This window comes from Tsukamurella asaccharolytica (genome assembly GCF_007858435.1).
Lineage (GTDB): Bacteria > Actinomycetota > Actinomycetes > Mycobacteriales > Mycobacteriaceae > Tsukamurella > Tsukamurella asaccharolytica.
Map to the genome: position 1 here is coordinate 12,395 of NZ_VIGW01000002.1, position 23,466 is coordinate 35,860.

Here is a 23,466-nt window from a genome sequence, read left to right on the forward strand (position 1 = left end):
GCTGCGGACATGCGCACCGTCCGACGCCTCCAGCCGTTCACGTCGACGATCTTCGCGGAGATCTCGGCGCTCGCCGCCGCGACCGGCGCCGTCAACCTGGGGCAGGGCTTCCCGGACACCGACGGGCCGGCGGGCATGCTGCAGGCCGCGAAGGACGCGATCGACGGCGGGCTCAACCAGTACCCGCCCGGCGACGGCCTGCCCGAGCTGCGCCGCGCCGTCTCCGCACAGGTGCAGCGCGAGTACGGCCTGCGCTACGACCCGGACGGCGAGGTGCTGGTCACCGTCGGCGCCTCCGAGGGGATCGCGGCCGCCGTGCTGGGCCTCGTCGAGCCCGGCCGCGAGGTGATCCTCATCGAGCCCTTCTACGACTCCTACGCCGCGACCGTGGCGATGGCGGGCGCGCACCGCGTCGTCGTGCCGCTCGTCGAGGACGCCGGACGGTACGCCCTCGACGCGGACCGGCTGCGGGCCGCCGTCACGGAGAAGACGGCGGCGATCATCGTGAACTCGCCGCACAACCCCACCGGCACGGTGCTCTCCGACGCGGACCTGCAGCTCATCGCCGACGTGTGCATCGAGCGCGACCTGCTCTGCTTCACCGACGAGGTCTACGAGTACCTGCTCTTCGACGGCCGCGCACACCGGCCGCTCGCCGCCTTCGACGGGATGCGGGAGCGCACCGTCCGGATCTCCGGCGCCGCCAAGACCTTCAACGTGACCGGTTGGAAGGTCGGCTGGATCACCGCCCCGCGCGCACTGGCCGACGCGTGCCGCGCCGCGAAGCAATGGCTCACCTTCACGGGTGCGACGCCCCTGCAGCACGCCGTCGCGCACGCCCTCGACAACGAATTTTCGTGGCTCGAGAAGCTCTCGCCCGCACTGCAGGACAACCGCGACCTGCTCACCGCCGCCCTGCGCGAGACCGGGTTCACGGTGCACCCCTCGGAGGGCACCTACTTCGTCGTCGCCGACGCCCGCGAGCTCGGCTTCGAGGACGCCGGCGCCCTGTGTCGCGCGATGCCCGAGCGGATCGGGGTCGCGGCGGTGCCGGTGAGCGCGCTCGCCGACGATCAGGCCCGCTGGGGCCACCTCCTGCGCTTCGCCTTCGCCAAGCGCGAGGAGGTGCTGGTGGAGGGCGCCCGCAGGATCGGTCAGCTGAACGCCGGGATCACCTCGCGCTCGAAGAGCTCGAGCCCCGAGGTGTCGTAGGCGATCTCGGGGAAGTAGCAGATCGCGTAAGTCATGCCCTCGGCCTCGAGGCGCTGCAGGTTCGCCACGATCTCGGCCGGGGTGCCGACGCCCGGCATCCCGAGGTAGGCGCCCATCGTCGCGTCGACGGCGGCCTCGGGCGCGTGGTCGAGCAGCCGGTTGCGGGTCTCGTCGAGTCGCGTCTGCACGTCGCGGGCGGCCTCGCCGATCGCGATGTTGTAGTTGGCCGAGCGGGTGATGGCGTCGAAGTCGGTGCCCACGTCGGCGCAGTGCTTCCGCAGCACCTCGGACTTGTGGGCGAAGCCCTCGAAGGTCCCGTCGAAGTTGGTGTACTGCGCGTACTTCGCCGCGGTCCGCAGCGTCTTCTTCTCGCCGCCGCCCGCGACCCACAGCGGGATGCCGCCGTCCTGGAGCGGCCGGGGCTCGCAGATGGCACCGTCGACCTGGTAGTACTTCCCGTCGAGCGTCGCCGAGCCCTCGGTCCACGCCTGGCGCAGGATCTGGATGCCCTCGTCGAGGCGGCCGAGCCGCTCCCCGGCCGACGGGAAGCCGTACCCGTACGCCCGCCATTCGTGCTCGTACCAGCCGCCGCCGATGCCCATCTGCGTACGGCCGCCGGAGATCAGGTCGACGGTGGCGGCGACCTTCGCCAGGTAGGCGGGGTTGCGGTAGCTCATGGCGGTGCACATCTGGCCGAGCTTCACCCGACTCGTGGTGGCGGCGAGCGCGGACATCAGCGTCCACGCCTCGTGGGTCGCCTCCCGGCTCGGGACCGGGGTGGTGTGGAAGTGGTCGTACACCCACACCGAATCCCACGGGCCGCTGTCGGCGCGCTGGGCGAGGCCGTTCATGACGGACCAGTGGTCCGCCGGGTCGATGCCGACGAGGTCGAAGCGCCAGCCTTGCGGGAGGAAGAGTCCGAATCGCACGCCTCCAACCCTACGGAGGTCGCGCGAAAAGTGTCGGTGCGTGGTCGTATCGTCGGAGGCGATGCAGGAATCGCTGTTCGACGACGCCGCACCGCTGGCCCCGCACCGTCGGGACCTGTCCGACGGGGCCTGGCTCGAGGTGCGCGCGGGGTGGCAGGCCGGCGCGGACGAGCTCTTCGCGGCGCTGCAGCGCGACGTGCCGTGGGTCGAGGAACGGCGGCGCATGTACGAGCGGACGCTGCCCGTGCCCCGGCTGCTGCGGTACTACGGCGATGGCGCCGCCCTCCCGCACCCCGCGCTCGCCGCGGCGATGGCCGACCTGACGGAGCTGTACTGGGACGACCTGCACGAGCCCTTCACCTCGGTCGGCCTGTGCCTGTACCGCGACGGCGCGGACTCGGTGGCCTGGCACGGCGACACGATCGGCCGCGGCGCCACGCACGACACGATCGTCGCCATCGTCTCCCTCGGCGCCGCCCGCCCGTTCCTGATGCGCCCGCGCGGCGGCGGCGCGTCGACGAAGCTGACGGTGGGCCACGGCGACCTGCTCGCAATGGGCGGCTCCGCGCAGCGCACCTGGGAGCACGCGGTGCCCAAGGTGCCGCACGCGGGCCCGCGGATCAGCGTGCAGTTCCGCGCCTCCGGCGTCCGTTAGCCCCACTGGTCATGACCTGGTGTGACACGATGGGTCAATGATCTCGGACGGCCCGATTCCGAAGCACGAGCAGCTGCGGGCGCTCCTCGAGCAGCGCTGCACGGGCGAACTCGAGCCCGGTGCCGCGCTCCCCAGCGAGCGGCAACTGTGCGAGGCGTACGGCGTCTCCCGGATCACCGTGCGCGAGGCGCTGCGGCAGCTCGTCGCCGAGGGCACGCTCGTGCGGATCCGCGGCAAGGGCACCTTCGTGGCCGACCGGCCCGCGCGGTCTCGGCTGCACCTCGCCTCGTTCCACGAGGACATGCGCCGCCTGGGCCGCACCCCGTCCACCGTGGTCCTGCTGACCGAGCTGCGGGTGCCGCCCCCGTCGACCACCTCGGCCCTGCAGATCCGTGCCGCCGACAAGGCCTACCGCGTCAAGCGGTTGCGGCTCGCCGACGGCGTGCCCATCTCCGTGGACGACGCCTGGTACCCCCAGGCGATCGCGCCGGACCTGGACGCGCACGACCTGACGCAGTCGATCTACACGCTGCTGCGCACCGAGTTCGCGCAGACAATCGACCGGGCGGAGCAGTCCATCGGCGCCATCTCGTCCGACGGGGAGCTCGCCCGCGTGCTCGGGGTCCCCTCGGGAGCGCCCCTGCTGGCCTTCGACCGCGTGGCCTTCGCCGGCGCCACCCGCGTCGAGCACAGCTACTCCTGGTACCGGTCCGACCGCTACCAGGTCCAGATGACGGTCACGGAGACCGCCGCGGCGCCGTAGGCGCTCGGCTCACTCCCCTGCGGAACCCTGCGACGGCGAGAAACAGGTGCGGTAGAAGGCGCGGCCGAACGGGGTGATCTCGATCCGGCGGCGGACGGTCTTCGCGTACCGGCCCGCGGCGCTCATCGCGTCGATGACCTGCGGCTGCACCTGCAGCAGCTCGTACCGCCGCACGTCGACCTGCTCCTTGGAGAACCAGATCAGGCCGAGGCGGTGCAGGTTGCCGAGGTACTCGGCGATCCGGTCCGGGTTCCGGCAGCCGGCGACCTCGGGGATCATCGAGACGCCGGCGGCCACGGTCTCGGCGCCCACGCCGAACGGGCGGTTCGTGCGCACGTCGATGGCCGGCTGGGCACCGTCGGTGACGAGCAGCCGCAGGATGCGGGCCTCGTCGGGGCACAGCTCCGACAGGAGGTGCTCGTAGGCCGGATGCGGCGCCTGCGCGCCGGCGGGCTCGGCGGACTGGGCGAGGAGGCGATCACCCCTGCGGCGGAGCTCCTCGGTGGTCGCGACGGGGTCGGGCGCCTGCTCGGGCACCTCGTCGACGACCTCGCCGTGCACGACGACGCGCGGCGCGACGTCCGTGGTCAGCGCGACGTCCACGAGATGTCCGGCCTCGCTCACGAACTGCTGGGTGAGGCGCTGCGCCGAGCCTCCGAGCTCGCGGGTCACGCTGAACGCGGAGTTCGAGACGCGACCGAGCCGGCCCAGGAGCCCGCCGGACTCCTGCTTGTCGGCCGCGGCCACCTCGCCGCCCCCGTCGCGGAGCGCGAGCTCGCGGTTCTCGTCCGCGACCGCCTCGCCGGACGCTGCGGAGGAACGGGACTTCTCACTCACGTCTGTCACACCCCGAATATCGCTAGATGGAGGAACCCGGCGAACGAGCCGAGCACCGCGCCGTGCAGGAACAGCAACCACTCGTCCTGCTTGATCGCCGACCGGAGCAGCTCACTGAGGTCCTCCGGGCTGAGCTTGCTCATCCGCTCGATCACGAACTCGCGGACCTTGGTCTGCTGTTCGGCGACGAACTTCGGGTCGCTGACGGTGGCCTGGGCGACCTTGAGCGCCTCGGCGCCGACCAGCTGCGGCACCCGGTCGTAGGCCTCGGAGCCCACCGACAGCTTGACGAAGCCGCGCGCCCAGCCGGCGGCGTTGTCGATCGAATCGCGCAGCACCGCCTCGACGGTGGCGCGCGTGCGGTCGGACCTCGGGCCGTGCAGCAACTCGTCGCAGATGTTCTCGATGGTGATCACCTTATCGGCCATCACGATGGCGTACTGCTCGCCGATCTCCTTCTTGCGTTTGAGGAAGAGGCCCTGCTTCCAGGGCACCCACCAGGTGGGGTGGATCGGCTCGAAGATCATGAGGATGCCGATGTAGTTCACCACGTAGCCGATGACGATCCCGCCGAGCGGCAGCAGCCACCAGTACGGGAAGAAGTGCAGCAGCGCGACCAGCAGGAAACCCATGGGGAAGCCGAAGTAGAAGCCGAAGTTCTGCATGAACTTCAGTTCCTTGCGGCCCATGTTGTAGAAGATGTCCTTGAGCACCGACGGGTTGTTCGTCAGGTACCGGATCACCAGGAGCTTGGCGTCGATGTAGTCGTCGATGTTCTCGCCGATGGTCGACGTGATCTTCCGGACGTCCTTGGGCAGCGAGGCCGAGACGCGGCGGTAGACCAGGAGCTTGACGTCCTCGGGCAGCGAGTACCACAGACGCGGATTCTCGCGCTGCATCACGGACTCCACGATCGACGGGATCATCGGCAGCGCCGCCCGGGTGAGCACCTCGGAGACGTGTTCCGGATCCATCACCTGGTAGAACTCGGCGATGCTTCCCACTTTGTTGAGCGATTTGTCGACGGCGATGCTCGCCATCTTCTCCGCGCGGGAGGGCACGATCCCCTGCCAGCCGACGCGGCCGTCGGGCATGATCGCAGGGATCACCTGGACGCGGCGCGGGAGCAGCGGGTAGAGCGTGGCCATGCCGGGCACCTTGACGCCGTGGAACTTCTTCGGCTCGAACAGCATCAGGATGCCCGTCCAGTTGGTGATGTAGCCGATGACGCCGGTGAACAGCGGAACGGTGATGAGGTGCGAGATCAGGTTCGCATCCATGGCACGCCTCCATCATCGAGGCGTCCCGTCGAACTCACCACCGGTCGTCCGCCTTTCACCCGTTCGACAACATTCGCGCTCACGCTACTCAAGATAGTGAGAGGATTACCCCTTCATTCGATCACTGTGACCAGACGAACACGCCGAATCGACTCGTCGTTCAGACAGTAAAGATCCAATCGCCCGCCGCCACGTCACGTTCTTCCAGATTCGCAATCGACCCGGGTTGGGAGTCCATCACCACAACGGGGCAGATCGCGCTCAGCCCGCGGTCACGGATGCCCGCCGGCGAGAACGCGATCAGCGGATCTCCCGCCTCCACCTTCGCCTTCTCCGCGACCAGCCGCGTGAACCCCTCGCCCTCGAGACCCACGGTGTCGATACCGACGTGCACCAGGACGCCGACGCCCCGGTCCGTGAGCACGATCGCGGCGTGCGGATGCAGCTTGAGCACCGTCCCGGCGACCGGCGACACGACGACGGCGTCGGCACCGTCGTCGGGGACGGCCGGCTCGATGGCCACCCCCGAGCCCACCATCTCCGCCGCGAAGACCTGATCGGGCACGGCCGAGAGCGGGAGGAGCCGCCCGGCGACGGGCGCCTGCACGTCGGTCACAGAAGGTCCTGCACTTCCTCGGCGAGCGCGTCGGCGGTCGGACCGACGACGACCTGCACGGCGGAACCGGAGACCATCACGCCGTGCGCGAGCTTCTTCAGGGCGCCCCGGTCGACGAGGCCGGCGTCCTTGACCTCGCAGCGGAGGCGGGTGATGCAGCCCTCGACCTCTTCGATGTTGTCGGCCCCGCCGAGCCCGTTCACAATGTCCTGCGCCTTCGACATACCGGCCGTCTTTCTCTTCGGGTTCGGGGAATCCGGCTCGTACCGGCCGAACTGGTTATAACCTGTCGTCACCCTAGTGGACTCGTCCCTCGACAGGAGCGAAAAATGAGTTCCTCATCCGGATCCGGTATATCAGCACGACGGCTCGATCTGAGCGGTCTCCAGAAACTCGGCCGCAGCCTCATGCTGCCCATCGCGGTGCTGCCCGCGGCGGGCCTCCTGCTCCGGCTCGGCCAGGACGATCTCCTGGGTAGGTTCGACTCGTTGAAGACCGTCGCGGCCGTGATCGGCGGCGCCGGCAATGCGCTCATCTCGAACCTGCCGATCCTGTTCGCGGTGGGCATCGCGATCGGCTGGGCGAAGAAGGCCGACGGCTCCACCGCGCTCGCCGCGCTCGTCGGCTACCTCTCCTTCCAGGCGGTCGAGAAGGCCATGTCGCCGGTCGTGCTCGCGGGCAAGGTCGACAAGGCGGGCGACCCGGCGGTAGTCGACTTCGGCGTCCTCGGCGGCATCGTCATCGGCATCATGTCGGCCGTGCTGTGGCAACGGTTCTACAAGACCGCCCTGCCCGACTACATCGGCTTCTTCTCCGGGCGGCGCCTGGTCCCGATCCTCACGGCGTCCGCCGCGATCGTCGTGGGCGTCCTCATGTCCCTCGTGTACCCCCTGTTCAACTGGGCGCTCACGGGCCTCGGCAACTGGGTCGCCGAGCACTCGGTCGTCGGCGGCGGCGTCTTCGGCACCGTCAACCGGTTGCTCCTCCCTCTGGGGCTGCACCACATCATCAACTCCGTCGTGTGGTTCATCCTGGGCGACTACACGGCACCGAACGGCGAGGTGGTGCACGGCGACATCGCCCGCTTCCTGCAGGGCGACCCGACCGCGGGCACGTTCATGACCGGCTTCTTCCCGATCATGATGTTCGGCCTGCCGGCCGCGGCCCTCGCGATCTACCGCTGCGCCAAGCCCGAGAACCGCAAGACCGTCGGCGGCATCATGCTCTCGGTCGCGATCACCAGCTTCCTCACCGGTATCACCGAGCCGCTCGAGTTCGCGTTCATCTTCGTCGCCTGGCCGCTGCTCCTCGTCCACGCGCTCCTCACCGGCAGCTCACTGCTCATCGCGAACTGGCTCGACATCCACCACGGCTTCACCTTCTCCGCGGGCGCCATCGACTACGTGCTCAACTTCGGCAAGGCGACCAACCCCCTATGGCTCATCCCGATGGGCCTCGTCTACGCCGTGATCTACTACTTCGCGTTCAGCTTCATCATCCGACGGCGCAACCTCAAGACCCCCGGTCGTGAGGACGAGGACACCGAAGCGGAGACCACGGCGTGACGGAGCTCTTTCGCGGCACCGTCGTCACGCCCTCCGGGACGATCGACGACGGTGTCCTGGCCCTCGCTGACGGCCTGATCGCCGCGGTCGGGCCCGCCGCCGCGTTCTCCGCCGCGACGCTCCCGGCACCGTCGGACCGCGTCTACCTGCCCGGCATGATCGACGTGCACTGCCACGGCGGCGGGGGCTTCGACTTCCCCGGCTCGGACGTCGACGGCGCCCGCGCGGCCGCCGCGCACCACCTCGGCCGCGGGACCACGACCCTGCTCGCCTCGCTGGTCTCCGCGGCGCCGGAGAAGCTGCTCGAGCGGATCGCGACGCTCGCGCCGCTGGTCGACGACGACACCGTCGCCGGCCTGCACCTCGAGGGCCCGTTCCTGGCGCAGGAGGTTTGCGGCGCGCAGGATCCGCGGTACATCCTCGATGGCGATCCCGCGCTGCTGGCGACGCTGCTCGACGCCGCGGGCGGGCGGATCCGGTCGATGACCGTCGCCGCGGAGACGCCGCACTTCGCCGACCTCGCGCGACAGCTCTCCGCCGCCGGCGCCGTGGTCTCCGTCGGGCACACCGCGGGCGACTACGACACCGTCGCCCGGGCGCTCGGCACGCCGGACGGCCCGGTCAGCATCACGCACCTGTTCAACGGCATGCCACCCATGCACCACCGGCACCCCGGCGCCGTCGGCGCGGCGCTGGCGGTCGCGGGCGAGGGCCGCGCCGTCGCAGAGATCATCGGCGACGGGGTGCACCTCGCCGCCGGCACTGTCGCGATGGTCTTCGCCACCGTCGGGCCGGATCATGTCGCGCTCGTCTCCGACGCGATGCAGGCCGCGGGTATGCCCGACGGCCAGTACTCGCTGGGACCGCTGGAGGTCACCGTCGGGGGCGGCGTCGCGCGCCTGACCACGCCCGACGGTACGCCGGGCCCCATCGCGGGCGGCACCTCGTCGGTGCTCGACGTGGTGGTGCGCGCCGTCCGGCACTCGGGGGTGTCGCTCGCCGACGCCGCGCGCGCCGGCGCCACCACGCCCGCCCGGCTGCTGGGCCTGCACGACCGCGGCGAGCTCGCCGCCGGCCTGCGCGCCGACGTGCTGGAGCTCTCCGCCGACCTGGAGCTGCAGCGGGTGCTCCGCGGCGGTCGGCAGGTGTAACACCGCGATTCTAGGTGTTACACTCGGGTATGCCCACGACTCGGCCCCGCCACGCGATCACGGAGACCCCCGAGATCACGCGCGCTCTCGAGGTCGCCCGACGGCGGTGGCCCGCGCACGCCGAGAGCCCGTCGCGCCTGCTCCGCGAGCTGATCGCCGCGGGCGCGGACGCGGTCGAGGAATCGACCGACAGCGAGATCGAGCGGCGTCTCGCAGCCCTCACCCGCATTGCAGGTCGCCGTACCGACTGGTTCCCCGACGGCTATCTCGAGAATCTTCGGTCCGAATGGCCGGACTGATCGTCGTCGACGCCAGTGTGCTGATCGCCGCCTTCGAGCCGTCAGACCGATTCCACGACCGTGCGGTCGCCTCACTGACGCGCGCGCTGTCCGGCGGCGACCGACTCGCAGCGAGCGAGCTGACCGTCGCCGAGTTCCTGGTGGGCCCTGTCCAGTGGGGCGGACTGGACACCGCCGAGGCCGACCTGGCCGACTTGGGGGTCGCCCGCGTGCCGCTGCCGCCGTCCTTCGCGCCGCGGCTGGCCCGGATCCGGCACGAGGCCCGCGTCAAGCTCCCCGACGCCGTCGTTCTGATGACGGCTCTCGACATGGCGGACGGCGGCCGCAGCGTCTCGGTCGCGACGTACGACGAGCGACTGCGAACGGCTGCGCTCGACTACGGACTCAGCGGCGAGCCACGGTGACCACGCCGCGCCGACCGAGGGTAGAGGCCCGAGCCGCCGTTCCGCGACCCGCTTTCCGCCCTACAGCGGCCGCAGGATGCGGTCGAGGAACTCGCGGGTGCGGTCCTGCTGCGGGTTCCCGATGACATCCGCGGGGCGACCGGACTCGAGCACCACGCCGCGGTCGATGAACAGCACCTGATCCGCGACCTCGCGGGCGAAGGCCATCTCGTGCGTCACGACCACCATCGTGCGGCCCTCCGTCGCCAGGTCGCGCATCACGGTGAGCACGTCGCCGACGAGCTCCGGATCGAGCGCCGAGGTCGGCTCGTCGAACAGCACGACCCGTGGGCGCAGCGCCAGGGCCCGCGCGATCCCGACGCGCTGCTGCTGACCGCCCGAGAGCTGATGCGGATACTTGTCCACGTGGTCCTCGAGGCCCACGCGGGCGAGGAGGTCGCGCGCCTCCGACTCGACCTCGGACGCGGGCCGCTTCTGCACGACCGCCGGCCCCTCGGTCACGTTCCGCAGCGCGGTGAAGTGCGGGAAGAGGTTGTGCGACTGGAAGACCATCGCGCTCTGCGCGCGGTAGCGCTTCAGCTCCGCCTTCCCCGGCGCGCCGGCGCCGAAGTCCACGGTCGCATCGCCGACGGTGACGGTGCCCCCGTCCGGGAGTTCGAGCGCGTTGAGCGAGCGCAGCACCGTCGTCTTGCCGGATCCGGACGGCCCGATGATGACGGTGACCGTGCCCTCCGGGACGGCGAAGTCGATGCCGCGCAGCACCTCCACATCGCCGAAGGACTTGGTGAGGCCGTGCACCGAGATCAGGTCGGTCATCGTGCCACGTACCTTTCGAATCGATCCTCGAGACGGGACTGCACGAGGCTGAGCGCCTGGCAGATCACCCAGTAGTAGCAGGCCGCGACGACGTACATGATGAAGAAGTCGTAGGTGGGCGCCGCGGCGATCTGGGCCTGCCGGAAGAGTTCGGTCACCAGGATGGCCGACGCCAGCGAGGTGTCCTTGACCAAGGAGACCAGCGTGTTGGCCAGCGGCGGCGTGGCGGTCCGCGCGGCCTGCGGCAGGATGATCCGCTGCAACGAGGTGCGGTAGTCCATGCCGATCGTGGCGGCCGCCTCCCACTGGCCGCGCGGTACCGCGCCGATCGCCGCCCGGATGATCTCCGCGGCGTAGCCGCCCACATTGAGCGAGAAGGCGATCACCGCAGCGAGGAAGGGATCGAAGACCACCCCGGCGAGGGGGAGCCCGTAGAAGATGATCACCAACTGCACGAGCAGCGGCGTGCCGCGGATGATCGAGATGTAGGCGCGGGCGATCCCGCTGACCACCCGCCGCTTCGACATCCGCGCGAGCGCCACCACGAGCGCGATCGCGAGTCCGAGCACGAAGCTGATCGCCGTCAGCGGAATCGTCGTGGTGACCGTGGCCCGCAGCATCGGGACGAGGTTGCGCTGCACCATGTCCCACGTGCTCGCCGGGGATTGGCCCTGCGCGCCCGCCCCGAAGAACTGGTCGGAGATGCGTTGCGCGGTCCCGTCGGCGCGAATCTCGGCCAGGCCGCGGTTGATCTCGGCGATCAGCCCGGAGTTCTTCCGGGCGGCGAACACCGAGTCGGACTTGTCCGGCGTCTCCGCGGCGATCTCGACGGGTGCGCCCGGCGTCACCGTCAGGTAGTTGCGCACGACGCCCGTGTCGTTGACGACGACGTCGACGCGGCCCTGCGCCAGTACATTGACCGCGTCGGTGAAGCTGTTGACCGGCTCGATCCTCGCGCCCGCCTTCTCGGCCACGCCGGACCAGCTACTCGTGATGCTCTGCGCCGCCGTCTTCCCGCGGATATCGGCGAGCGAGCGCACCGAGGTGTCGCCCTTGCGCACCAGGATCGAGCCGCCCGTCTGCAGGTACGTGTCCGACAGGTCGTACTTCGCCGCGCGCTCCGGGCTGGCCGTGACCTGGTTGGCGACCAGGTCGAAACGGCCCGACTCCAGCCCCGCCATCATCGAATCCCACGGAGTTTCGACGAATTCCACTCGCTTGCCTATTTTCTCGGCGATCGCGGTGATCATCTCGACGTCGTACCCGGTGAGCTTCCCGGCGTCGTCGTGGTAGCTGTACACCTGGTACACGCCCTCGGTGCCCACCCGAAGCACACCGCCCGCCGGCGGTACCGGTTCGGCCTGCGCGGGCAGCGGCGCCGCGACGACGAGCATCGCGAGCAGCACGAGAAGGACGCGGTGCGCGGTGCGGACGGCTGATCGCATGCGTCGTTCTTAGCACCGGAGCCGGTCCGGCGCGGCGAGGACTCGCGTGTCGGAATCTTTTTCAACTTAAGGGTTGAATACGGCGGGCCGAGGATATATCGTCGTATTCAACGAACTAGTTGAATACAACGGAGGTGCACCACGAACGACGACCCCGACGACCTGTCCAAGGCGTTCGCGGCGCTCGCGGACCCCACCCGACGCGACATCGTGGCCCGCCTCGCCGACGGCGACGCCACGCTCACGGAGATCGCGGAGCGTTACGACGTGAGCATCCAGGCCGTCTCGAAGCACCTCACGGTGCTGGAGAACGCCGGCCTGATCAGCAGGACCCGCCGCGCCCAGGCGCGCCCCGCCCACCTCGAGGCCGAGGTCTTCGACCTCATGAACGGGTGGATCGAGCGGTACCGGCGCCGTGCCGAACAGCGCTACCAGCGACTCGACGCGGTGCTGGCCGAGATGAACGCCGAAGAGAACACCACCACCGACGAAGGAGCAGCATCATGACCATCATCAACGCCGAGGCCGGCATCGAGGCCTCCGCCACCCTCCCCACCATCACCATCACCCGCGACTTCCAGGCGACGCCGGCGCAGCTGCACCGCGCCCACACCGACCCGGCGATCTATTCGCGGTGGGTGGGGCCGTCGGACATCGACACCGAGATCGTGCACTGGGACGCGCGCACCGGCGGCAGCTGGGCCTACGTCAGCAAGCGCGGTGACGAGCGCTACGCCTTCCACGGCAGCTTCCACGACGTCCAGGAGGACCGGATCGTGCAGACCTTCACCTACGACGACCTGCCCGAGTCGGTCTCGCTGGAGACCATGACCTTCGAGGACCTCGGCGACGGCCGCACCCGGCTGCGCGCCGTCTCGCTCCTGGACAGCTTCGAGAGCCGCGACGGCATGCTCTCCAGCGGCATGGAAACGGGCATCGTCGACGGCTACGCCGCGCTCGATCGACTCCTCGCGGAAGGAGAGGTGTAGCCGTACGGCCACTGAGGGCGGGCGGGACGACGGGGTTCCTCGCCGCGAAAGGACCATCGTGCGGCGAGGACGACCCGGTAACTTGACACCATGAAGCTGCCCCGGCTCCGCGCCGACTACGGATCGATCCTCCTCGGGTCGGCGGACGACAGCTCACAACTCACCCGGTTGCGGGTCCAGCTGGTGATCACGATCGGCGTGATCGTCGCGAACCTCATCGGCGTCGGCCTGGCCATCGCGCTGGCCACCGTCGGCATCCCCGAGCCGTCGATCCCCTGGGACGCCTGGTGGATGAACTACCTGGTGCTCCCGCTGTACATCACGTTCGCCTTCGTCCTCGGCGCGACGCTGGGCACCGTCCGGCTGGTCCGCTCACTGCGCTGGTCGATCCGAGGCGAAGAACCGAACGCCGCGCAGGCGCGCGCCGCGATCGTCGGCCCGTGGCGACTCACGATCCTGCAAGCGCTGCTGTGGGGTGTCGGCACCGTGGTGATGACGGTGGGCTACGGCAGCATCGACCCCGAACTGATCCCGAAGATCGCCCTGGTCACCGGGCTGTCCGGGGTGGTGGTGTGCGCCATCTCGTACCAGATCACGGAGTTCGCGCTGCGGCCCGCTGCGGCGCGCGCGCTGGAGGCCGGGTACCGCGCCCGGCGCAAGGGCCGGCTGCGGATGCGTGCCGCGACCGCCTGGGCGATCGGTTCCGGCGTGCCGATCCTGGGCATCTTCCTGGTGGTGTTGTTCGGCGCCTTCCGCGACGACACCACCAAGCTCGACATCTTCGTCGCGGTCGCCGCGCTGGCCGGAATCGCACTGCTCACCGGGCCGCTCGTCACCCTGTTGAACATCGACGCCCTGGCCGCGCCCCTGCGCGTGCTGGGCCGCGCCATCCGCCGTGTCCGCGACGGGGAGACCGACGTGGCCGTCCGCATCTTCGACGGGTCCGACATGGGCGAGCTCCAGGCCGGGTTCAACGAGATGACCGCAGGGCTCGCAGAGCGAGAACGGCTGCGCGACCTGTTCGGCCGGCACGTGGGCCGCGACGTCGCCGAGTCGGCTCTGGGCCACGGTGTGCAGCTGGGCGGCTCCGAGCAGGTGGTCGGCGTGCTGTTCGTCGACGTCGTGGGCTCGACGACGCTGGCGCGGCAACGTCCCGCGACCGAGGTGGTCGAGCTGCTCAACCGGTTCTTCGAGGTGATCGTGACCGCCGTCGAGGATAACGACGGGCTGGTCAACAAGTTCGAGGGCGACGCCGTTCTCGCGGTCTTCGGCGCGCCGCTGCCCCACCCCGACCCGGCGGGCGGCGCCCTGCGCACCTCCCGGCTCATCGCGGAGCGCCTGCCGTCCGCGGTGCCCGACCTGACCGCCGGAATCGGCGTGTCCTACGGCGTGGTGGTGGCGGGCAACGTGGGCGCCATCGAGCGCTACGAGTACACCGTGATCGGCGACCCCGTCAACGAGTCCGCGCGCCTGTCCGAGGTCGCCAAGCGCGACACCACCCTCCCGGTGGCGTCGGAGCCCGCGGTCATGGGCTCCCGCGAGGCGGAATCGCAGCATTGGCGGTTCACGGACGAACTGGAGCTGCGCGGGCGCGACGAGCTGACCCGCCTCTACTCCCCGTCGCCCTCCAGGACGAGCACGTCGTCGACGAACATCGTGCCGCCGACGGTGAAGTCTCGCACCCCCGCCGTCACGAACCCGGACTTGGCGTAGAACCCCTTCGCGCGGGCGTTGTGGGCGTTCACGCCGAGCCACACCGGCAGGCCGCCGGCGTCGGCGCGGACCGCGTCGAGCAGCGCGCGGGCCACCGGGCCGCCGTGGTGGCCCGGGTCGACGTAGAGCTTGGACAGGTAGGCCGACGGTGCGCCGCGCAGCGCCGCGGGCCCCTCGGCGTGCGCGCCGTGCAGCACCAGGGCGTATCCGACGGGGCCGTCCGCCCCGTCGACCACGAGGACCCGGTGCGCGGGATCGGCCAGGTGCCGGTCGAACTCGGCCTCACTGAGGTGCGTCGCCACGAAGGCCGCGATGTGCTCGCGCGACAGCGTGGGCGGGCAGGCGAGCGGGAAGGTGCGAGCCGCGAGCGCCGCCACCGCGGCGGCGTCGCCGGGCGCGGCGCGGCGCACCCGCGGTTCGGTCGGGTTCGTCACTCGCGCCCCAGCAGCCGGTCGGTCTCGCGCCGCTCGCGCTTGGTGGGCCGGCCCGCGCCCCGGTCGCGCTGCGGCATGGACAGCAGGATCTCCCGCGGCGGGGGCGGCGGGCTGTGGTCGATGTAGCAGGTGGCCGCGACCGGCGCGCCGACCCGCTTCGGCAGGAGGGTGGCGACCTCGACGATCCGCTCCCGGCCTCCGATCCGCAGCCGCACCTCGTCGCCCACGACGATGTGCTGCGCGGGTTTGGCCGTGGCGCCGTTCACGCGCACGTGGCCGCCGCGGCACGCGGTGGCCGCGACCGACCGCGTCTTGGTCAGCCGCACCGCCCACAGCCAGGCGTCGACCCGCACGGCTACCGTGCGCGCAGCAGCCGCGACAGCCCCACGGCGCCGAGCACGCCGAACGCCACCAGCAGGAGCAGGCCGACGCCCGCACCGCCGATGAACCAGCCCACCGCGACGACCACCACCGCGGGGGCGGCCATCGCGGCGATCATCCCCGGATGCTGCTTCACAACGTCCAGCGCGGCCTTCTTGCGCGCGGGATCGAGCTCTTTTCCAGCCATGTCACCAATGTACGCATTCCCGGCAGGGCAAGATCGGGGCATGACGGTGCTGGCGCTCATGCGACACGGCGAGGCGGGAATGTCGGTGCCCGACGAGGCCCGCCCGATCAGCGCGAACGGACGCGACCAGGCCCGACGGTCCGCGGTCTGGCTCGCCGAACAGGGGCTCGCGCCGGGCCACGCGCTGGTCTCGTCGGCGCGGCGCACCGTCGAGACCTTCCACGCGATGGGCCTGCGCTGCACCATGACCGCGACGGAGGAGCTCTACGCGTGCCCCGGACGCCGCGTGCTCGACGAGATCAACGGCGTCCCCGGCGACGTGGACGTGCTCCTCGTCGTCGCCCACTTCCCCGGCCTGCCGGAGGCGGCGGCGCAGCTCGACCCGGGCGCCGACCTCCCGGGCTTCGCGCCCGGCACCGTCGTCCTCCTGGACCTCGACGACGGCCCGGCGTCCCCCGGTTCGGGGCGGATGCTGTCCTGGTACACCCCGTAGGATGCCCGATATGGACACCCTGATCCTGCTGCGGCACGGCAAGTCCGCGTACCCCGACAAGGTCAAGGACCACGATCGGCCGCTGGCGCCGCGCGGCGTCCGGCAGGCCGCGCTCGCCGGCAAGGCGATCCGCCGATACGGCCACGACGTCGATCTCGTCCTGTGCTCCACGGCCGAGCGGGCCCGCGCGACGCTGGAACAGGCGGCCATCGACGCGCCGGTGCGGCACCTGTCCGCGCTGTACGGCGCCAGCGGAGCCGAGATCCTCAAGATCGTGGAGTCCAAGCGGGGCGATGCGGCCACGGTGCTCGTCGTCGGCCACGACCCCGGGCTCGCGGAGGCGGCGCAGATCCTCGACCCCACCTTCACCTTCGCCAAGTTCCCCACGTCCGCCTTCACGGTCATCAGGAAGGGTCACGCGGAGTTGCACATCCCTCGCTAGCGTGAGGTCATGACCCACCGCGCACGGTTCGAGAACTCCGCCGGCTCCCTCTTCACCGACGGGCTGCGGGGCATCCTCGCCGCCCACCCCGACGCGACCTGGCACGACGCGGGCTTCGTCGCCCGCCGCACGCCCCGGACCTCCGGCGTCGCCGTGGTCTCCGGCGGCGGCTCCGGCCACGAACCCCTGCACATCGGCCTGGTCGGCGCGGGGATGCTCGACGCCGCCTGCCCGGGCCTGATCTTCACCTCTCCCAACGCGGTGCAGGTGGCCGCCGCGACCCGCGCGGTGGACACGGGCGCCGGCGTCGTGCACGTGGTGAAGAACTACACCGGCGACGTCATGAACTTCGCCGTCGCCCGCCGCCTGGTCGGCGCGCCCGACGGCGACGGCCCGGCGGTCGCCACCGAGTTCGTGCTGGTCGACGACGACGTCGCCACCGAGGACACCGCAGGGCCGGGCCGCCGGGGCACCGCCGCCACGATCGTCGTGGAGAAGGTGTGCGGCGCGGCCGCCGACCGCGGATCGTCGCTGGCGGAGGTCGCCGCGGTCGGCCGGCGCACCGCGGCCCGCGCCCGGTCCATGGCCGTCGCCCTCTCGGCCTGCACCGTGCCCGGCGCCGACGGCCCGTCGTTCGACCTGCCCGCCGGGCAGCTGGCCTTCGGCGTCGGCATCCACGGCGAACGCGCCCGCGACGAGCGGCCCGCGGAGTCCGCCGAGGAGATCGTCACCGAGCTGCTGGCACGGATCCTGCCCGGCACCGGCCTCGGCTCCGGCGACCGCGCACTGGTCGTCGTGAACAACCTCGGCGCGGTCACCGATCTCGAGACGGGCGTGCTCTTCGCGGAGGCGACGAAGCAACTGGGCGAGCGCGGGATCGAGGTCACGCGCTCGCTGGTCGGACGGTTCGTCACGGCGCTCGACATGGCGGGCGCCTCGCTCACCGTGGTCCCCCTCGACGACGAGCTCATCGGGCTGTGGGACGCGCCGACGACCGCGCCGGGCTGGCCGAACGCGGCCGCCGCGGCACCGTCGTCCGTGGACCCGCTCGCGACGGCCCGCCCGGACGACTCCGCCGACCGGGGCGAGCCGAACGTCTGGCTCTCCGACTTCGTGGGGCGCGTACAGCGCTCGGTCGACGAGCTCACCGACCTGGACCGCAAGGCCGGCGACGGCGACTTCGGCACGAACATGAGCGCAGCACTCGGGCACTTCCCGCTGCCCCTGCGCGGCCCGGACGATTCGGCGCTCGGTGCGCTGGCCACCTCGTTCCTGGTGCGCGCGGGCGGCACCTCCGGCGCCGTCTTCGGCACCTTCTTCACCGAGCTCGGGCGGGCCCTGCAGGCCGACGGTGCCGGCTTCGCCGCCGGCGTGCGGGCCGGGCTCGACGCCGTGGTCGAGCTGGGCGGTGCGCGCGTGGGCGACAAGACCGTGGTGGATGCGCTCGCCCCCGCCGCCGACGTGCTGGACGCCGGCGGGACCCTCGAGGAGGCGGCCGCCGCGGCGGCGCAGGGTGTGGCGGCGACGGCCGACAGCACGGCCTCGCGCGGCCGGGCCAGCTACCTCGGCGACGCCGTGATCGGCGTGCCGGATCCCGGTGCGCTCGTCGTGTCCTGGCTGTTCGAGGCCGCCGCGCGCAGCCGCTAGGAGGTGGCGGCCGGGCGGGCGCCCGCGGGGCCGGCGAAGATCGTGCGGCCCAGACCCTGCCAGACCAGCAGGACCGCACCGAGGGTCACCGCGACCGCGCCGGCGGGCACCTCGAGCGGCCAGTAGAAGATCGCGCCGATCGCGATCATCGCGACTCCGATGCCGATCGAGACGCGCAGGCTCTGCTTCGCCATCGGGATCATCGTGCGGCCCGTGGTCCACAGGCTGACCGGGGTGCGCCGCAGCACCTCGCTGATCGCGACGGTGAGGAAGGCGGTCACCACGAACGTGCCGATGGTGAGGATGGGCGCGTAGACGTCGAAGCGGAGGCGCTGGATCGTCGGCGCCAGCTCCTGCAGGGCGAAGGCGTGCACGAGGAAGATGCCGAACGACCGGTCGGAGGCGACCTTCAGGAAACGGTCCCAGAAGGAACCCTCGGTCCGGTTGTCGGCCCAGTAGGTGCCGGCCGCGTAGAGGGCCAGGATGATCATCACGAACATCACCGCGGCGTAGGGGCGGAAGACGTTCGCCGCATCGGTGGGGAACATCCCCTCCATGCTCGTCTTGTAGCCGTAGGCGATGAGGGTGGCGATGACGACGCCGATCGCGGTCGTGATGACCCAGCCGCGGAAGCGCGAGCACCACGCCCGCACCTCCTCGAGGTGCATGGCGGCGATGCAGCCGAGCAGGGTGAAGAACAGGTACGGGAACAGCGTCGCCGGCAGGTGGTTCCAGAGCTTCGCGAGCAGCCCGTAGTTGAAGATCTCCGGGCGCGCGGTGGTCATGTAGTGCAGCAGGACCAGGTGGAAGACGAAGCTCGCCGCCAGCAGGTACTTGTGATACCCCATCGTCCAGCGCAGGAACTTCAGCAGGAACGGGAAGATCAGGTACACCTGCATCGTCACGAAGACGAAGTAGAGGTGGTACCAGGCGTCGCCGGTGAACAGGTCGTAGGCGAGCACCTTCAGCGCGGCCTGCGTCGACTCCCACGTCTGGAACGTGCGCGTGACGTTGGAGAACGCCGGCGGCCACATCACGTACATGTGATAGAGCCAGTAGAAGACGCTCCAGGTCAGGAACGGCAGGCCCACCGCCTTGTACCGGCGGCGCCAGAAGTCGACGGGGTCGAGCTTGCGGTCTCGGTACTGGTACACCAGCACGAACCCGGTGAGCGCGAAGAAGGCGTTGCGGGTGTAGTGGAAGACGGTCTGGACCGCGTTCGACGCGACACTGAACGGAAACGTCGTGCCGGAGACGCAGTGGTCGAAGACGACGCCCGCGAAGGTCACGATGCGCACGATGTCGAGCTCGAAGAGGTGGCCGCCGCCGCGCTTGGGCTTCGACGGTGCCGCCGGGGCGGGCCCGTCCATCGACTCAGGCGCCGACTCGGCCCCGCGTTCGCTCATCGTCCGGTCCACACCCACTGATCAACAATCCCAACTACAGCATGGCAACACCTGGTCACAGGCCGCCTCGTACGGTAGCCGCCGCGAGTGCGCCGCTCCAACTCAGCGCGCACGCTCCCAGCAGATTGCCAGCCTCGCCCGCGGAGGCGATGCGTGCGATCACAGAAGCCATGCGTGCGACGCATGCCCATCATCTCCGCAGTTCACGGCATATTTTTCGGCGGTGCCCCATGCGCGACACGCATGGCTTGGACGTGCAGCGTGGTGCGGGACTCGGGGGTGGTTGCGGGGCCCGCTCCCACCGGCTCAGTTCGCGGTCCAGCCGCCGTCCATCGTGTACGCGGCGCCGGTGACCATCGCGGCGGCGGGGCTGCACAGCCACGCCACCAGCCCCGCCACCTCGTCGGGCTCGATGAGGCGCTTGATCGCCGGGCGGGCGAGGAAGACCTCGTCGGTGACGCGCTGCTCGGAGATCCCGTGCGCCGCGGCCTGCTCGGCGATCTGCTGCGCGACGAGCGCGGTGCGCACGTAGCCGGGGTTCACGCAGTTGCTGGTGACGCCGTGCTCGCCGCCCTCGAGCGCGGTGACCTTCGACAGGCCCTCCACGCCGTGCTTGGCGGCGACGTACGCGGCCTTGTACTTCGATGCCCGCAGCCCGTGCACCGAGGAGACGTGCACGATGCGACCGAAGCCGCGCTCGTACATGCCCGGCAGCGCGGCGCGGGTCAGGAGGAAGGGCGCCTCCAGCATCAGCGTGAGGATGCGGTGGAACCAGGCCGGGTCGAAGTCCTCGATCGGCGCGACGTGCTGCACGCCCGCATTGTTGACCAGCACGTCGACGTCGAGGCGCAGATCCGCGAGGGCGACCGTGTCCGTGAGGTCGAGCTCGAGCGCGGCGCCGCCGATCTCCCCGGCGAGCGCTGCGGCCGCGGCGCCGTCGCGATCAACGACGGTGACGACGGCACCGTCGGCGGCGAGGCGGCGCGCGATGGCCGCCCCGATCCCCGCGGCGCCGCCGGTCACCATCGCCTTCACGCGCGCGCCCCGGCGGCCCGCTCCGCCCGCAGGGCCGCCCGGTCCTCCTCGTCGACGGTGGCCAGGTCGATGCCCTTGGTCTCCCGGACGAAGAACACGGCGACGAAGGTGATGCCGCAGGCGAGCGCGAGGTAGATCGCGACCGGCACCGACGAGCCGAAGTCCTTGAGCAGCTTGGTCGCGATGATCGGCGCCAGCGAGCCGGCGACGACGGAGGTGACCTGCGCGGCGACGGAGACGCCCGAATAGCGCATGCGGGTCGGGAAGGACTCCGCCATGATCGCGGGCTGCGGCGCGTACATCAGCGCGTGGAACATCAGGCCGATCGTCACCGCGGCGACGACCAGCACCCCGTGACCCGTGTCGAACATCGGGAAGGCGAAGAAGCCCCAGGTGGCCGCGAGGGCGGCGCCCACCCAGTACACGGGGCGCCGGCCGACGCGGTCGGTCAGCGCGCCCGCCATCGGCATGACCACGAAATGAACCGCGTGCGCGATGAGGAGCCACATCAGGATGTCGGAGGTGTCCATCTTGACCACGGTCTTGAGGTACGTGATCGAGAAGGTGACCACGAGGTAGTAGAAGATGTTCTCGCCGAAGCGCAGGCCCATGGCCGAGAGCACGCCGCGCGGATACCGCTTGACGACCTCGGCCACGCCGTAGGAGACGTTCTTCTCCTGCTCGATCTCCCGCCGGGCCTCCTTGAACAGCGGCGACTCGTCGACCTGGGTGCGGATGTAGTAGCCCACCAGCACGATCACGGCCGACAGCCAGAAGGCGACGCGCCAGCCCCAGGCGAGGAAGGCGTCCTCGGGGAGCGCGTTCGTCAGGATCAGCAGCACGACGGTGGCGGCCAGGTTGCCGCCCGGTACGCCGGCCTGCGGCCACGACGCCCAGAAGCCGCGCCGGGCGTTCGGGCTGTGCTCGGCGACGAGTAGCACGGCGCCGCCCCACTCGCCGCCCACCGCGAAGCCCTGGATGAAGCGCAGGACCACGAGCAGGAAGGGCGCCCAGTAGCCGATCTGTTCGAACGTGGGCAGGCAGCCCATGAGGAAGGTGGCGACGCCGACCATGATGATCGAGGCCTGCAGCAGCTTCTTGCGGCCGAACTTGTCGCCCAGGTGGCCGAACACGATGCCGCCGATCGGGCGGGCGGCGAAGCCCACCGCGTAGGTCACGAACGCCGCGATGATGGCGTCGTACTCGCTAGAGCCGGGCTTGAAGAAGACCTTGTTGAACACCACCGTGGCCGCGATGCCGTAGAGGAAGAACTCGTACCACTCGACGACCGTGCCGGCCATCGACGCGGCGACGATCTTCCGGAGCCCCCGCGGCTGGTCCAGATCGGTCTGCGTCATGTTCACTCCTTGTGAGATGTATCACGGCACGGACCGCGATGTGATGCACGCCATGCTTACCGCAGTATGTATGGATAAATTCGCACACACAATGACCACCTACGCGGATCGGATCTGCATTCATGCACACTCCTGAGCCGAGCGCCGACGGCCTGCTCACCCTGTTGGCTGTGGCCCGGACCGGCCGCTACACGGCCGCCGCCGACCTCCTGGGGATCAACCACACCACCGCCTCGCGCCGGGTCGCGGCGCTCGAGCAGGCGCTCGGCGGCCCGCTCCTGGCCCGGGGCGCCGCCGGCTGGGAGCTCACCGAGCTGGGCCGATCGGGCGTCGCCGCTGCGGAGCGGATCGAAGAGGTTCTGCACGGCCTGGACGCCGACACCGCGCCCGACCTGCACGGCACGGTCCGCATCGCCGCGACCGACGGCTTCAGCGCCCGCGTCGTGGCACCCGCGATCGCCGAGCTGGGACGCGCGCACCCGCGGCTGTCCGTCGACCTGCTGACCGTGACGCGCCGCGCACCGTCGACCCGGTCGGGCGTGGACATCGAGGTCGTGGTGGGCCGCCCCGACACCTACCGGGTGGAACCCGAGCTGCTCGCGCCCTACCGGCTGGGCCTGTACGGCTCACGCGACTACCTCGCCGCCGACGGGACGCCGCAGCGGCCGCGCGACCTCGCCGGACGCCCCCTGGTCTACTTCATCGATTCCATGCTCACCGTCGACGACCTGGACCTCGCCCGCGTCGTGGTGCCCGGCATGACCGACCGTCTCAGCTCGACGAACGTTCTCGTCCACGTCGAGGCGACCTGCGCGGGCGCCGGCCTGGGCCTGCTCCCCTGCTTCCTCGCCGACGCCCGCCCCGATCTCGTGCGGGTGCTCCCCGACGACGTCTCGGTGCAGCTGGAGTACTGGATGGTGGTGCGGCCCGAGGCTGCGCAGCGACGCGAAGTGGCCGCGGTCGTCACGGCGCTGCGGGCGCAGGTGGCATCGGTACGGCGGGACCTGCTCGGCGACCCGCTGAGCCGCGATCGAGCCGATTCCTGAAGTGTGTGCCTACAGCTCATCCAGGCGGACGTAATCGTCCTGCAGGAGCCGCGCGGCGAGCGCGGCCTTCGTCGCGGCCGGCCGCCCGGCCGCGGCGTACTTCGCGCGCACGCGGGTGACGTGTTCCGCCACGGTGCATTCCGCGATGAACAGGCGGCCGGCCGCGGCAGCCTTGCTGTCCGTGCGCAGCCAAGCGCGCACCACCTCCACCTCCCGATCCGTCAGACCCACCGCTGACAGCACCGCGCCGCTCATCCCCACCTCCAGCTCGATTGGTTCGACGGTATCGACGGGCGGGGTGCCGCGGTAGCGGGTCCGCCCCGCCCGGGAAACACCCCTCATCGTGGCGAAAGACAACGAAAC

Annotated in this window: 28 protein-coding genes; 14 read left to right on the forward strand and 14 right to left on the reverse strand. The window is 70.8% G+C overall.

Translation table 11 applies throughout. The annotated features are described in order from the left end of the window. Window positions 1–9: 9 nt before the first annotated feature. Window positions 10–1,212 (forward strand): pyridoxal phosphate-dependent aminotransferase, encoded by a 1,203-nt coding sequence (locus FK529_RS03180; protein ID WP_146559588.1) that lies wholly within the window; start codon window positions 10–12, stop codon window positions 1,210–1,212. Here FK529_RS03180 and FK529_RS03185 read toward each other — a convergent pair. Continuing rightward, window positions 1,155–2,141 carry an LLM class F420-dependent oxidoreductase gene (locus tag FK529_RS03185; RefSeq protein WP_146559590.1) on the reverse strand — a complete coding sequence of 329 codons (987 nt, stop codon included), beginning with the start codon at window positions 2,139–2,141 and terminating at the stop codon, window positions 1,155–1,157. The two genes, FK529_RS03180 and FK529_RS03185, sit on opposite strands and share 58 nt — an antisense overlap. A gap of 61 nt (window positions 2,142–2,202) precedes the next feature. Here FK529_RS03185 and FK529_RS03190 point away from each other — a divergent pair, with 61 nt between their 5' ends. Next, window positions 2,203–2,796 (forward strand): alpha-ketoglutarate-dependent dioxygenase AlkB, encoded by a 594-nt coding sequence (locus FK529_RS03190; RefSeq protein ID WP_146560123.1) that lies wholly within the window; start codon window positions 2,203–2,205, stop codon window positions 2,794–2,796. A gap of 37 nt (window positions 2,797–2,833) precedes the next feature. After that, the gene (locus tag FK529_RS03195) at window positions 2,834–3,559 is read left to right on the forward strand and encodes a GntR family transcriptional regulator (protein WP_146559592.1); all 726 of its coding nucleotides are present in this window, start codon (window positions 2,834–2,836) and stop codon (window positions 3,557–3,559) included. 9 nt (window positions 3,560–3,568) lie between these two features. Here the strand turns inward: FK529_RS03195 and FK529_RS20470 are convergent, their stop codons facing one another. From FK529_RS20470 to FK529_RS03215, 4 genes are all read right to left on the reverse strand, one after another. Continuing rightward, on the reverse strand, window positions 3,569–4,405 hold the full coding sequence (locus tag FK529_RS20470) for an Abi-alpha family protein (protein ID WP_231702903.1): 837 nt from the start codon (window positions 4,403–4,405) through the stop codon (window positions 3,569–3,571). After that, the gene (locus FK529_RS03205) at window positions 4,402–5,676 is read right to left on the reverse strand and encodes a DUF445 domain-containing protein (RefSeq protein WP_146559594.1); all 1,275 of its coding nucleotides are present in this window, start codon (window positions 5,674–5,676) and stop codon (window positions 4,402–4,404) included. The genes FK529_RS20470 and FK529_RS03205 overlap by 4 nt, the downstream gene beginning before the upstream one ends. A 160-nt stretch (window positions 5,677–5,836) precedes the next feature. Next, window positions 5,837–6,292: a PTS sugar transporter subunit IIA gene (locus tag FK529_RS03210; RefSeq protein WP_146559596.1), complete on the reverse strand. Its 456-nt coding sequence runs from the start codon at window positions 6,290–6,292 to the stop codon at window positions 5,837–5,839. Further along, window positions 6,289–6,516: a PTS sugar transporter subunit IIB gene (locus tag FK529_RS03215; protein ID WP_146560125.1), complete on the reverse strand. Its 228-nt coding sequence runs from the start codon at window positions 6,514–6,516 to the stop codon at window positions 6,289–6,291. Before FK529_RS03215 ends, FK529_RS03210 begins: the two co-directional genes overlap by 4 nt. Window positions 6,517–6,621: 105 nt before the next feature. Between FK529_RS03215 and FK529_RS03220 the strand changes: the two genes are divergently transcribed. The 4 genes from FK529_RS03220 to FK529_RS03235 are packed head-to-tail and all read left to right on the forward strand — an operon-like array spanning window position 6,622 to window position 9,711. Further along, a complete protein-coding gene (locus FK529_RS03220; protein ID WP_146559598.1) occupies window positions 6,622–7,857 on the forward strand; it encodes a PTS transporter subunit EIIC in 1,236 nt (411 codons plus the stop codon). After that, window positions 7,854–9,008, forward strand: coding sequence for an N-acetylglucosamine-6-phosphate deacetylase (locus tag FK529_RS03225; protein ID WP_146559600.1), 1,155 nt, complete (start codon window positions 7,854–7,856; stop codon window positions 9,006–9,008). Before FK529_RS03220 ends, FK529_RS03225 begins: the two co-directional genes overlap by 4 nt. Before the next feature lie 29 nt (window positions 9,009–9,037). Continuing rightward, entirely contained in the window at window positions 9,038–9,307 is a 270-nt protein-coding gene (locus tag FK529_RS03230) for a hypothetical protein (protein ID WP_146559602.1), read from the forward strand. Further along, a complete protein-coding gene (locus tag FK529_RS03235; protein WP_146559604.1) occupies window positions 9,295–9,711 on the forward strand; it encodes a type II toxin-antitoxin system VapC family toxin in 417 nt (138 codons plus the stop codon). Before FK529_RS03230 ends, FK529_RS03235 begins: the two co-directional genes overlap by 13 nt. A gap of 60 nt (window positions 9,712–9,771) precedes the next feature. On the opposite strand, the gene FK529_RS03240 is transcribed toward FK529_RS03235, so the two are convergent. Both FK529_RS03240 and FK529_RS03245 read right to left on the reverse strand, forming a co-directional pair. Beyond that, the gene (locus FK529_RS03240; protein ID WP_146559606.1) at window positions 9,772–10,527 is read right to left on the reverse strand and encodes an amino acid ABC transporter ATP-binding protein; all 756 of its coding nucleotides are present in this window, start codon (window positions 10,525–10,527) and stop codon (window positions 9,772–9,774) included. Further along, the gene (locus tag FK529_RS03245) at window positions 10,524–11,972 is read right to left on the reverse strand and encodes an ABC transporter substrate-binding protein/permease (RefSeq protein ID WP_146559608.1); all 1,449 of its coding nucleotides are present in this window, start codon (window positions 11,970–11,972) and stop codon (window positions 10,524–10,526) included. Before FK529_RS03245 ends, FK529_RS03240 begins: the two co-directional genes overlap by 4 nt. A gap of 123 nt (window positions 11,973–12,095) precedes the next feature. Between FK529_RS03245 and FK529_RS03250 the strand changes: the two genes are divergently transcribed. The 3 genes from FK529_RS03250 to FK529_RS03260 all read left to right on the forward strand — a co-directional run bounded on the left by FK529_RS03250 (window position 12,096) and on the right by FK529_RS03260 (window position 14,674). Beyond that, on the forward strand, window positions 12,096–12,479 hold the full coding sequence (locus tag FK529_RS03250) for an ArsR/SmtB family transcription factor (RefSeq protein ID WP_146559609.1): 384 nt from the start codon (window positions 12,096–12,098) through the stop codon (window positions 12,477–12,479). After that, window positions 12,476–12,961, forward strand: coding sequence for an SRPBCC family protein (locus FK529_RS03255; RefSeq protein ID WP_146559610.1), 486 nt, complete (start codon window positions 12,476–12,478; stop codon window positions 12,959–12,961). Before FK529_RS03250 ends, FK529_RS03255 begins: the two co-directional genes overlap by 4 nt. A 90-nt stretch (window positions 12,962–13,051) precedes the next feature. Continuing rightward, window positions 13,052–14,674 carry an adenylate/guanylate cyclase domain-containing protein gene (locus tag FK529_RS03260; RefSeq protein ID WP_146559611.1) on the forward strand — a complete coding sequence of 541 codons (1,623 nt, stop codon included), beginning with the start codon at window positions 13,052–13,054 and terminating at the stop codon, window positions 14,672–14,674. Here the strand turns inward: FK529_RS03260 and FK529_RS03265 are convergent. Genes FK529_RS03265 through FK529_RS03275 form a run of 3 tightly spaced genes read right to left on the reverse strand, consistent with a single transcriptional unit; the run spans window position 14,572 to window position 15,676 of the window. Next, on the reverse strand, window positions 14,572–15,108 hold the full coding sequence (locus FK529_RS03265) for a GNAT family N-acetyltransferase (protein ID WP_146559612.1): 537 nt from the start codon (window positions 15,106–15,108) through the stop codon (window positions 14,572–14,574). The two genes, FK529_RS03260 and FK529_RS03265, sit on opposite strands and share 103 nt — an antisense overlap. After that, a complete protein-coding gene (locus tag FK529_RS03270; protein ID WP_146559613.1) occupies window positions 15,105–15,461 on the reverse strand; it encodes an RNA-binding S4 domain-containing protein in 357 nt (118 codons plus the stop codon). Before FK529_RS03270 ends, FK529_RS03265 begins: the two co-directional genes overlap by 4 nt. Window positions 15,462–15,463: 2 nt before the next feature. After that, window positions 15,464–15,676 carry a hypothetical protein gene (locus tag FK529_RS03275; RefSeq protein ID WP_146559614.1) on the reverse strand — a complete coding sequence of 71 codons (213 nt, stop codon included), beginning with the start codon at window positions 15,674–15,676 and terminating at the stop codon, window positions 15,464–15,466. A 40-nt stretch (window positions 15,677–15,716) separates the two neighbouring features. Between FK529_RS03275 and FK529_RS03280 the strand changes: the two genes are divergently transcribed. From FK529_RS03280 to FK529_RS03290, 3 genes are read left to right on the forward strand one after another with little or no spacing between them, the layout of a single operon-like run. Further along, entirely contained in the window at window positions 15,717–16,169 is a 453-nt protein-coding gene (locus FK529_RS03280; protein ID WP_158635035.1) for a SixA phosphatase family protein, read from the forward strand. Between the two features lie 10 nt (window positions 16,170–16,179). Next, entirely contained in the window at window positions 16,180–16,611 is a 432-nt protein-coding gene (locus FK529_RS03285; RefSeq protein ID WP_146559616.1) for a SixA phosphatase family protein, read from the forward strand. 9 nt (window positions 16,612–16,620) lie between these two features. Further along, the gene (locus FK529_RS03290; RefSeq protein WP_146559617.1) at window positions 16,621–18,258 is read left to right on the forward strand and encodes a dihydroxyacetone kinase family protein; all 1,638 of its coding nucleotides are present in this window, start codon (window positions 16,621–16,623) and stop codon (window positions 18,256–18,258) included. Here FK529_RS03290 and FK529_RS03295 read toward each other — a convergent pair. The 3 genes from FK529_RS03295 to FK529_RS03305 all read right to left on the reverse strand — a co-directional run bounded on the left by FK529_RS03295 (window position 18,255) and on the right by FK529_RS03305 (window position 22,057). After that, window positions 18,255–19,664, reverse strand: coding sequence for an acyltransferase (locus FK529_RS03295; RefSeq protein WP_146559618.1), 1,410 nt, complete (start codon window positions 19,662–19,664; stop codon window positions 18,255–18,257). The genes FK529_RS03290 and FK529_RS03295 overlap by 4 nt on opposite strands. Before the next feature lie 306 nt (window positions 19,665–19,970). Beyond that, a complete protein-coding gene (locus FK529_RS03300; protein ID WP_146560126.1) occupies window positions 19,971–20,690 on the reverse strand; it encodes an SDR family oxidoreductase in 720 nt (239 codons plus the stop codon). Between the two features lie 5 nt (window positions 20,691–20,695). Further along, window positions 20,696–22,057, reverse strand: coding sequence for an MFS transporter (locus FK529_RS03305; protein ID WP_146559619.1), 1,362 nt, complete (start codon window positions 22,055–22,057; stop codon window positions 20,696–20,698). Window positions 22,058–22,179: 122 nt separating this feature from the next. Here FK529_RS03305 and FK529_RS03310 point away from each other — a divergent pair, with 122 nt between their 5' ends. Then, complete coding sequence (locus FK529_RS03310; RefSeq protein ID WP_146559620.1) at window positions 22,180–23,103, forward strand: LysR family transcriptional regulator; 924 nt, start codon at window positions 22,180–22,182, stop codon at window positions 23,101–23,103. A gap of 9 nt (window positions 23,104–23,112) precedes the next feature. On the opposite strand, the gene FK529_RS03315 is transcribed toward FK529_RS03310, so the two are convergent. Next, window positions 23,113–23,445, reverse strand: a complete 333-nt coding sequence (locus FK529_RS03315; protein WP_146559621.1) for a LuxR C-terminal-related transcriptional regulator — start codon at window positions 23,443–23,445, stop codon at window positions 23,113–23,115. Between the last annotated feature and the right edge of the window lie 21 nt (window positions 23,446–23,466).

What these genes read in the sequence shown, in the direction of transcription:
- FK529_RS03235 (WP_146559604.1), top strand. Translation starts at nt 9,295, where the DNA reads ATGGCCGGACTGATCGTCGTCGACGCCAGTGTGCTGATCGCCGCCTTC.
- FK529_RS03255 (WP_146559610.1), top strand. Translation starts at nt 12,476, where the DNA reads ATGACCATCATCAACGCCGAGGCCGGCATCGAGGCCTCCGCCACCCTC.
- FK529_RS03260 (WP_146559611.1), top strand. Translation starts at nt 13,052, where the DNA reads ATGAAGCTGCCCCGGCTCCGCGCCGACTACGGATCGATCCTCCTCGGG.
- FK529_RS03295 (WP_146559618.1), bottom strand. Translation starts at nt 19,664, where the DNA reads ATGAGCGAACGCGGGGCCGAGTCGGCGCCTGAGTCGATGGACGGGCCC.
- FK529_RS03190 (WP_146560123.1), top strand. Translation starts at nt 2,203, where the DNA reads ATGCAGGAATCGCTGTTCGACGACGCCGCACCGCTGGCCCCGCACCGT.
- FK529_RS03230 (WP_146559602.1), top strand. Translation starts at nt 9,038, where the DNA reads ATGCCCACGACTCGGCCCCGCCACGCGATCACGGAGACCCCCGAGATC.
- FK529_RS03180 (WP_146559588.1), top strand. Translation starts at nt 10, where the DNA reads ATGCGCACCGTCCGACGCCTCCAGCCGTTCACGTCGACGATCTTCGCG.
- FK529_RS03305 (WP_146559619.1), bottom strand. Translation starts at nt 22,057, where the DNA reads ATGACGCAGACCGATCTGGACCAGCCGCGGGGGCTCCGGAAGATCGTC.
- FK529_RS03280 (WP_158635035.1), top strand. Translation starts at nt 15,717, where the DNA reads ATGACGGTGCTGGCGCTCATGCGACACGGCGAGGCGGGAATGTCGGTG.
- FK529_RS03275 (WP_146559614.1), bottom strand. Translation starts at nt 15,676, where the DNA reads ATGGCTGGAAAAGAGCTCGATCCCGCGCGCAAGAAGGCCGCGCTGGAC.
- FK529_RS03300 (WP_146560126.1), bottom strand. Translation starts at nt 20,690, where the DNA reads ATGGTGACCGGCGGCGCCGCGGGGATCGGGGCGGCCATCGCGCGCCGC.
- FK529_RS03240 (WP_146559606.1), bottom strand. Translation starts at nt 10,527, where the DNA reads ATGACCGACCTGATCTCGGTGCACGGCCTCACCAAGTCCTTCGGCGAT.
- FK529_RS03215 (WP_146560125.1), bottom strand. Translation starts at nt 6,516, where the DNA reads ATGTCGAAGGCGCAGGACATTGTGAACGGGCTCGGCGGGGCCGACAAC.
- FK529_RS03220 (WP_146559598.1), top strand. Translation starts at nt 6,622, where the DNA reads ATGAGTTCCTCATCCGGATCCGGTATATCAGCACGACGGCTCGATCTG.
- FK529_RS03245 (WP_146559608.1), bottom strand. Translation starts at nt 11,972, where the DNA reads ATGCGATCAGCCGTCCGCACCGCGCACCGCGTCCTTCTCGTGCTGCTC.
- FK529_RS03310 (WP_146559620.1), top strand. Translation starts at nt 22,180, where the DNA reads ATGCACACTCCTGAGCCGAGCGCCGACGGCCTGCTCACCCTGTTGGCT.
- FK529_RS03285 (WP_146559616.1), top strand. Translation starts at nt 16,180, where the DNA reads ATGGACACCCTGATCCTGCTGCGGCACGGCAAGTCCGCGTACCCCGAC.
- FK529_RS03195 (WP_146559592.1), top strand. Translation starts at nt 2,834, where the DNA reads ATGATCTCGGACGGCCCGATTCCGAAGCACGAGCAGCTGCGGGCGCTC.
- FK529_RS03315 (WP_146559621.1), bottom strand. Translation starts at nt 23,445, where the DNA reads ATGAGGGGTGTTTCCCGGGCGGGGCGGACCCGCTACCGCGGCACCCCG.
- FK529_RS03290 (WP_146559617.1), top strand. Translation starts at nt 16,621, where the DNA reads ATGACCCACCGCGCACGGTTCGAGAACTCCGCCGGCTCCCTCTTCACC.
- FK529_RS03205 (WP_146559594.1), bottom strand. Translation starts at nt 5,676, where the DNA reads ATGGATGCGAACCTGATCTCGCACCTCATCACCGTTCCGCTGTTCACC.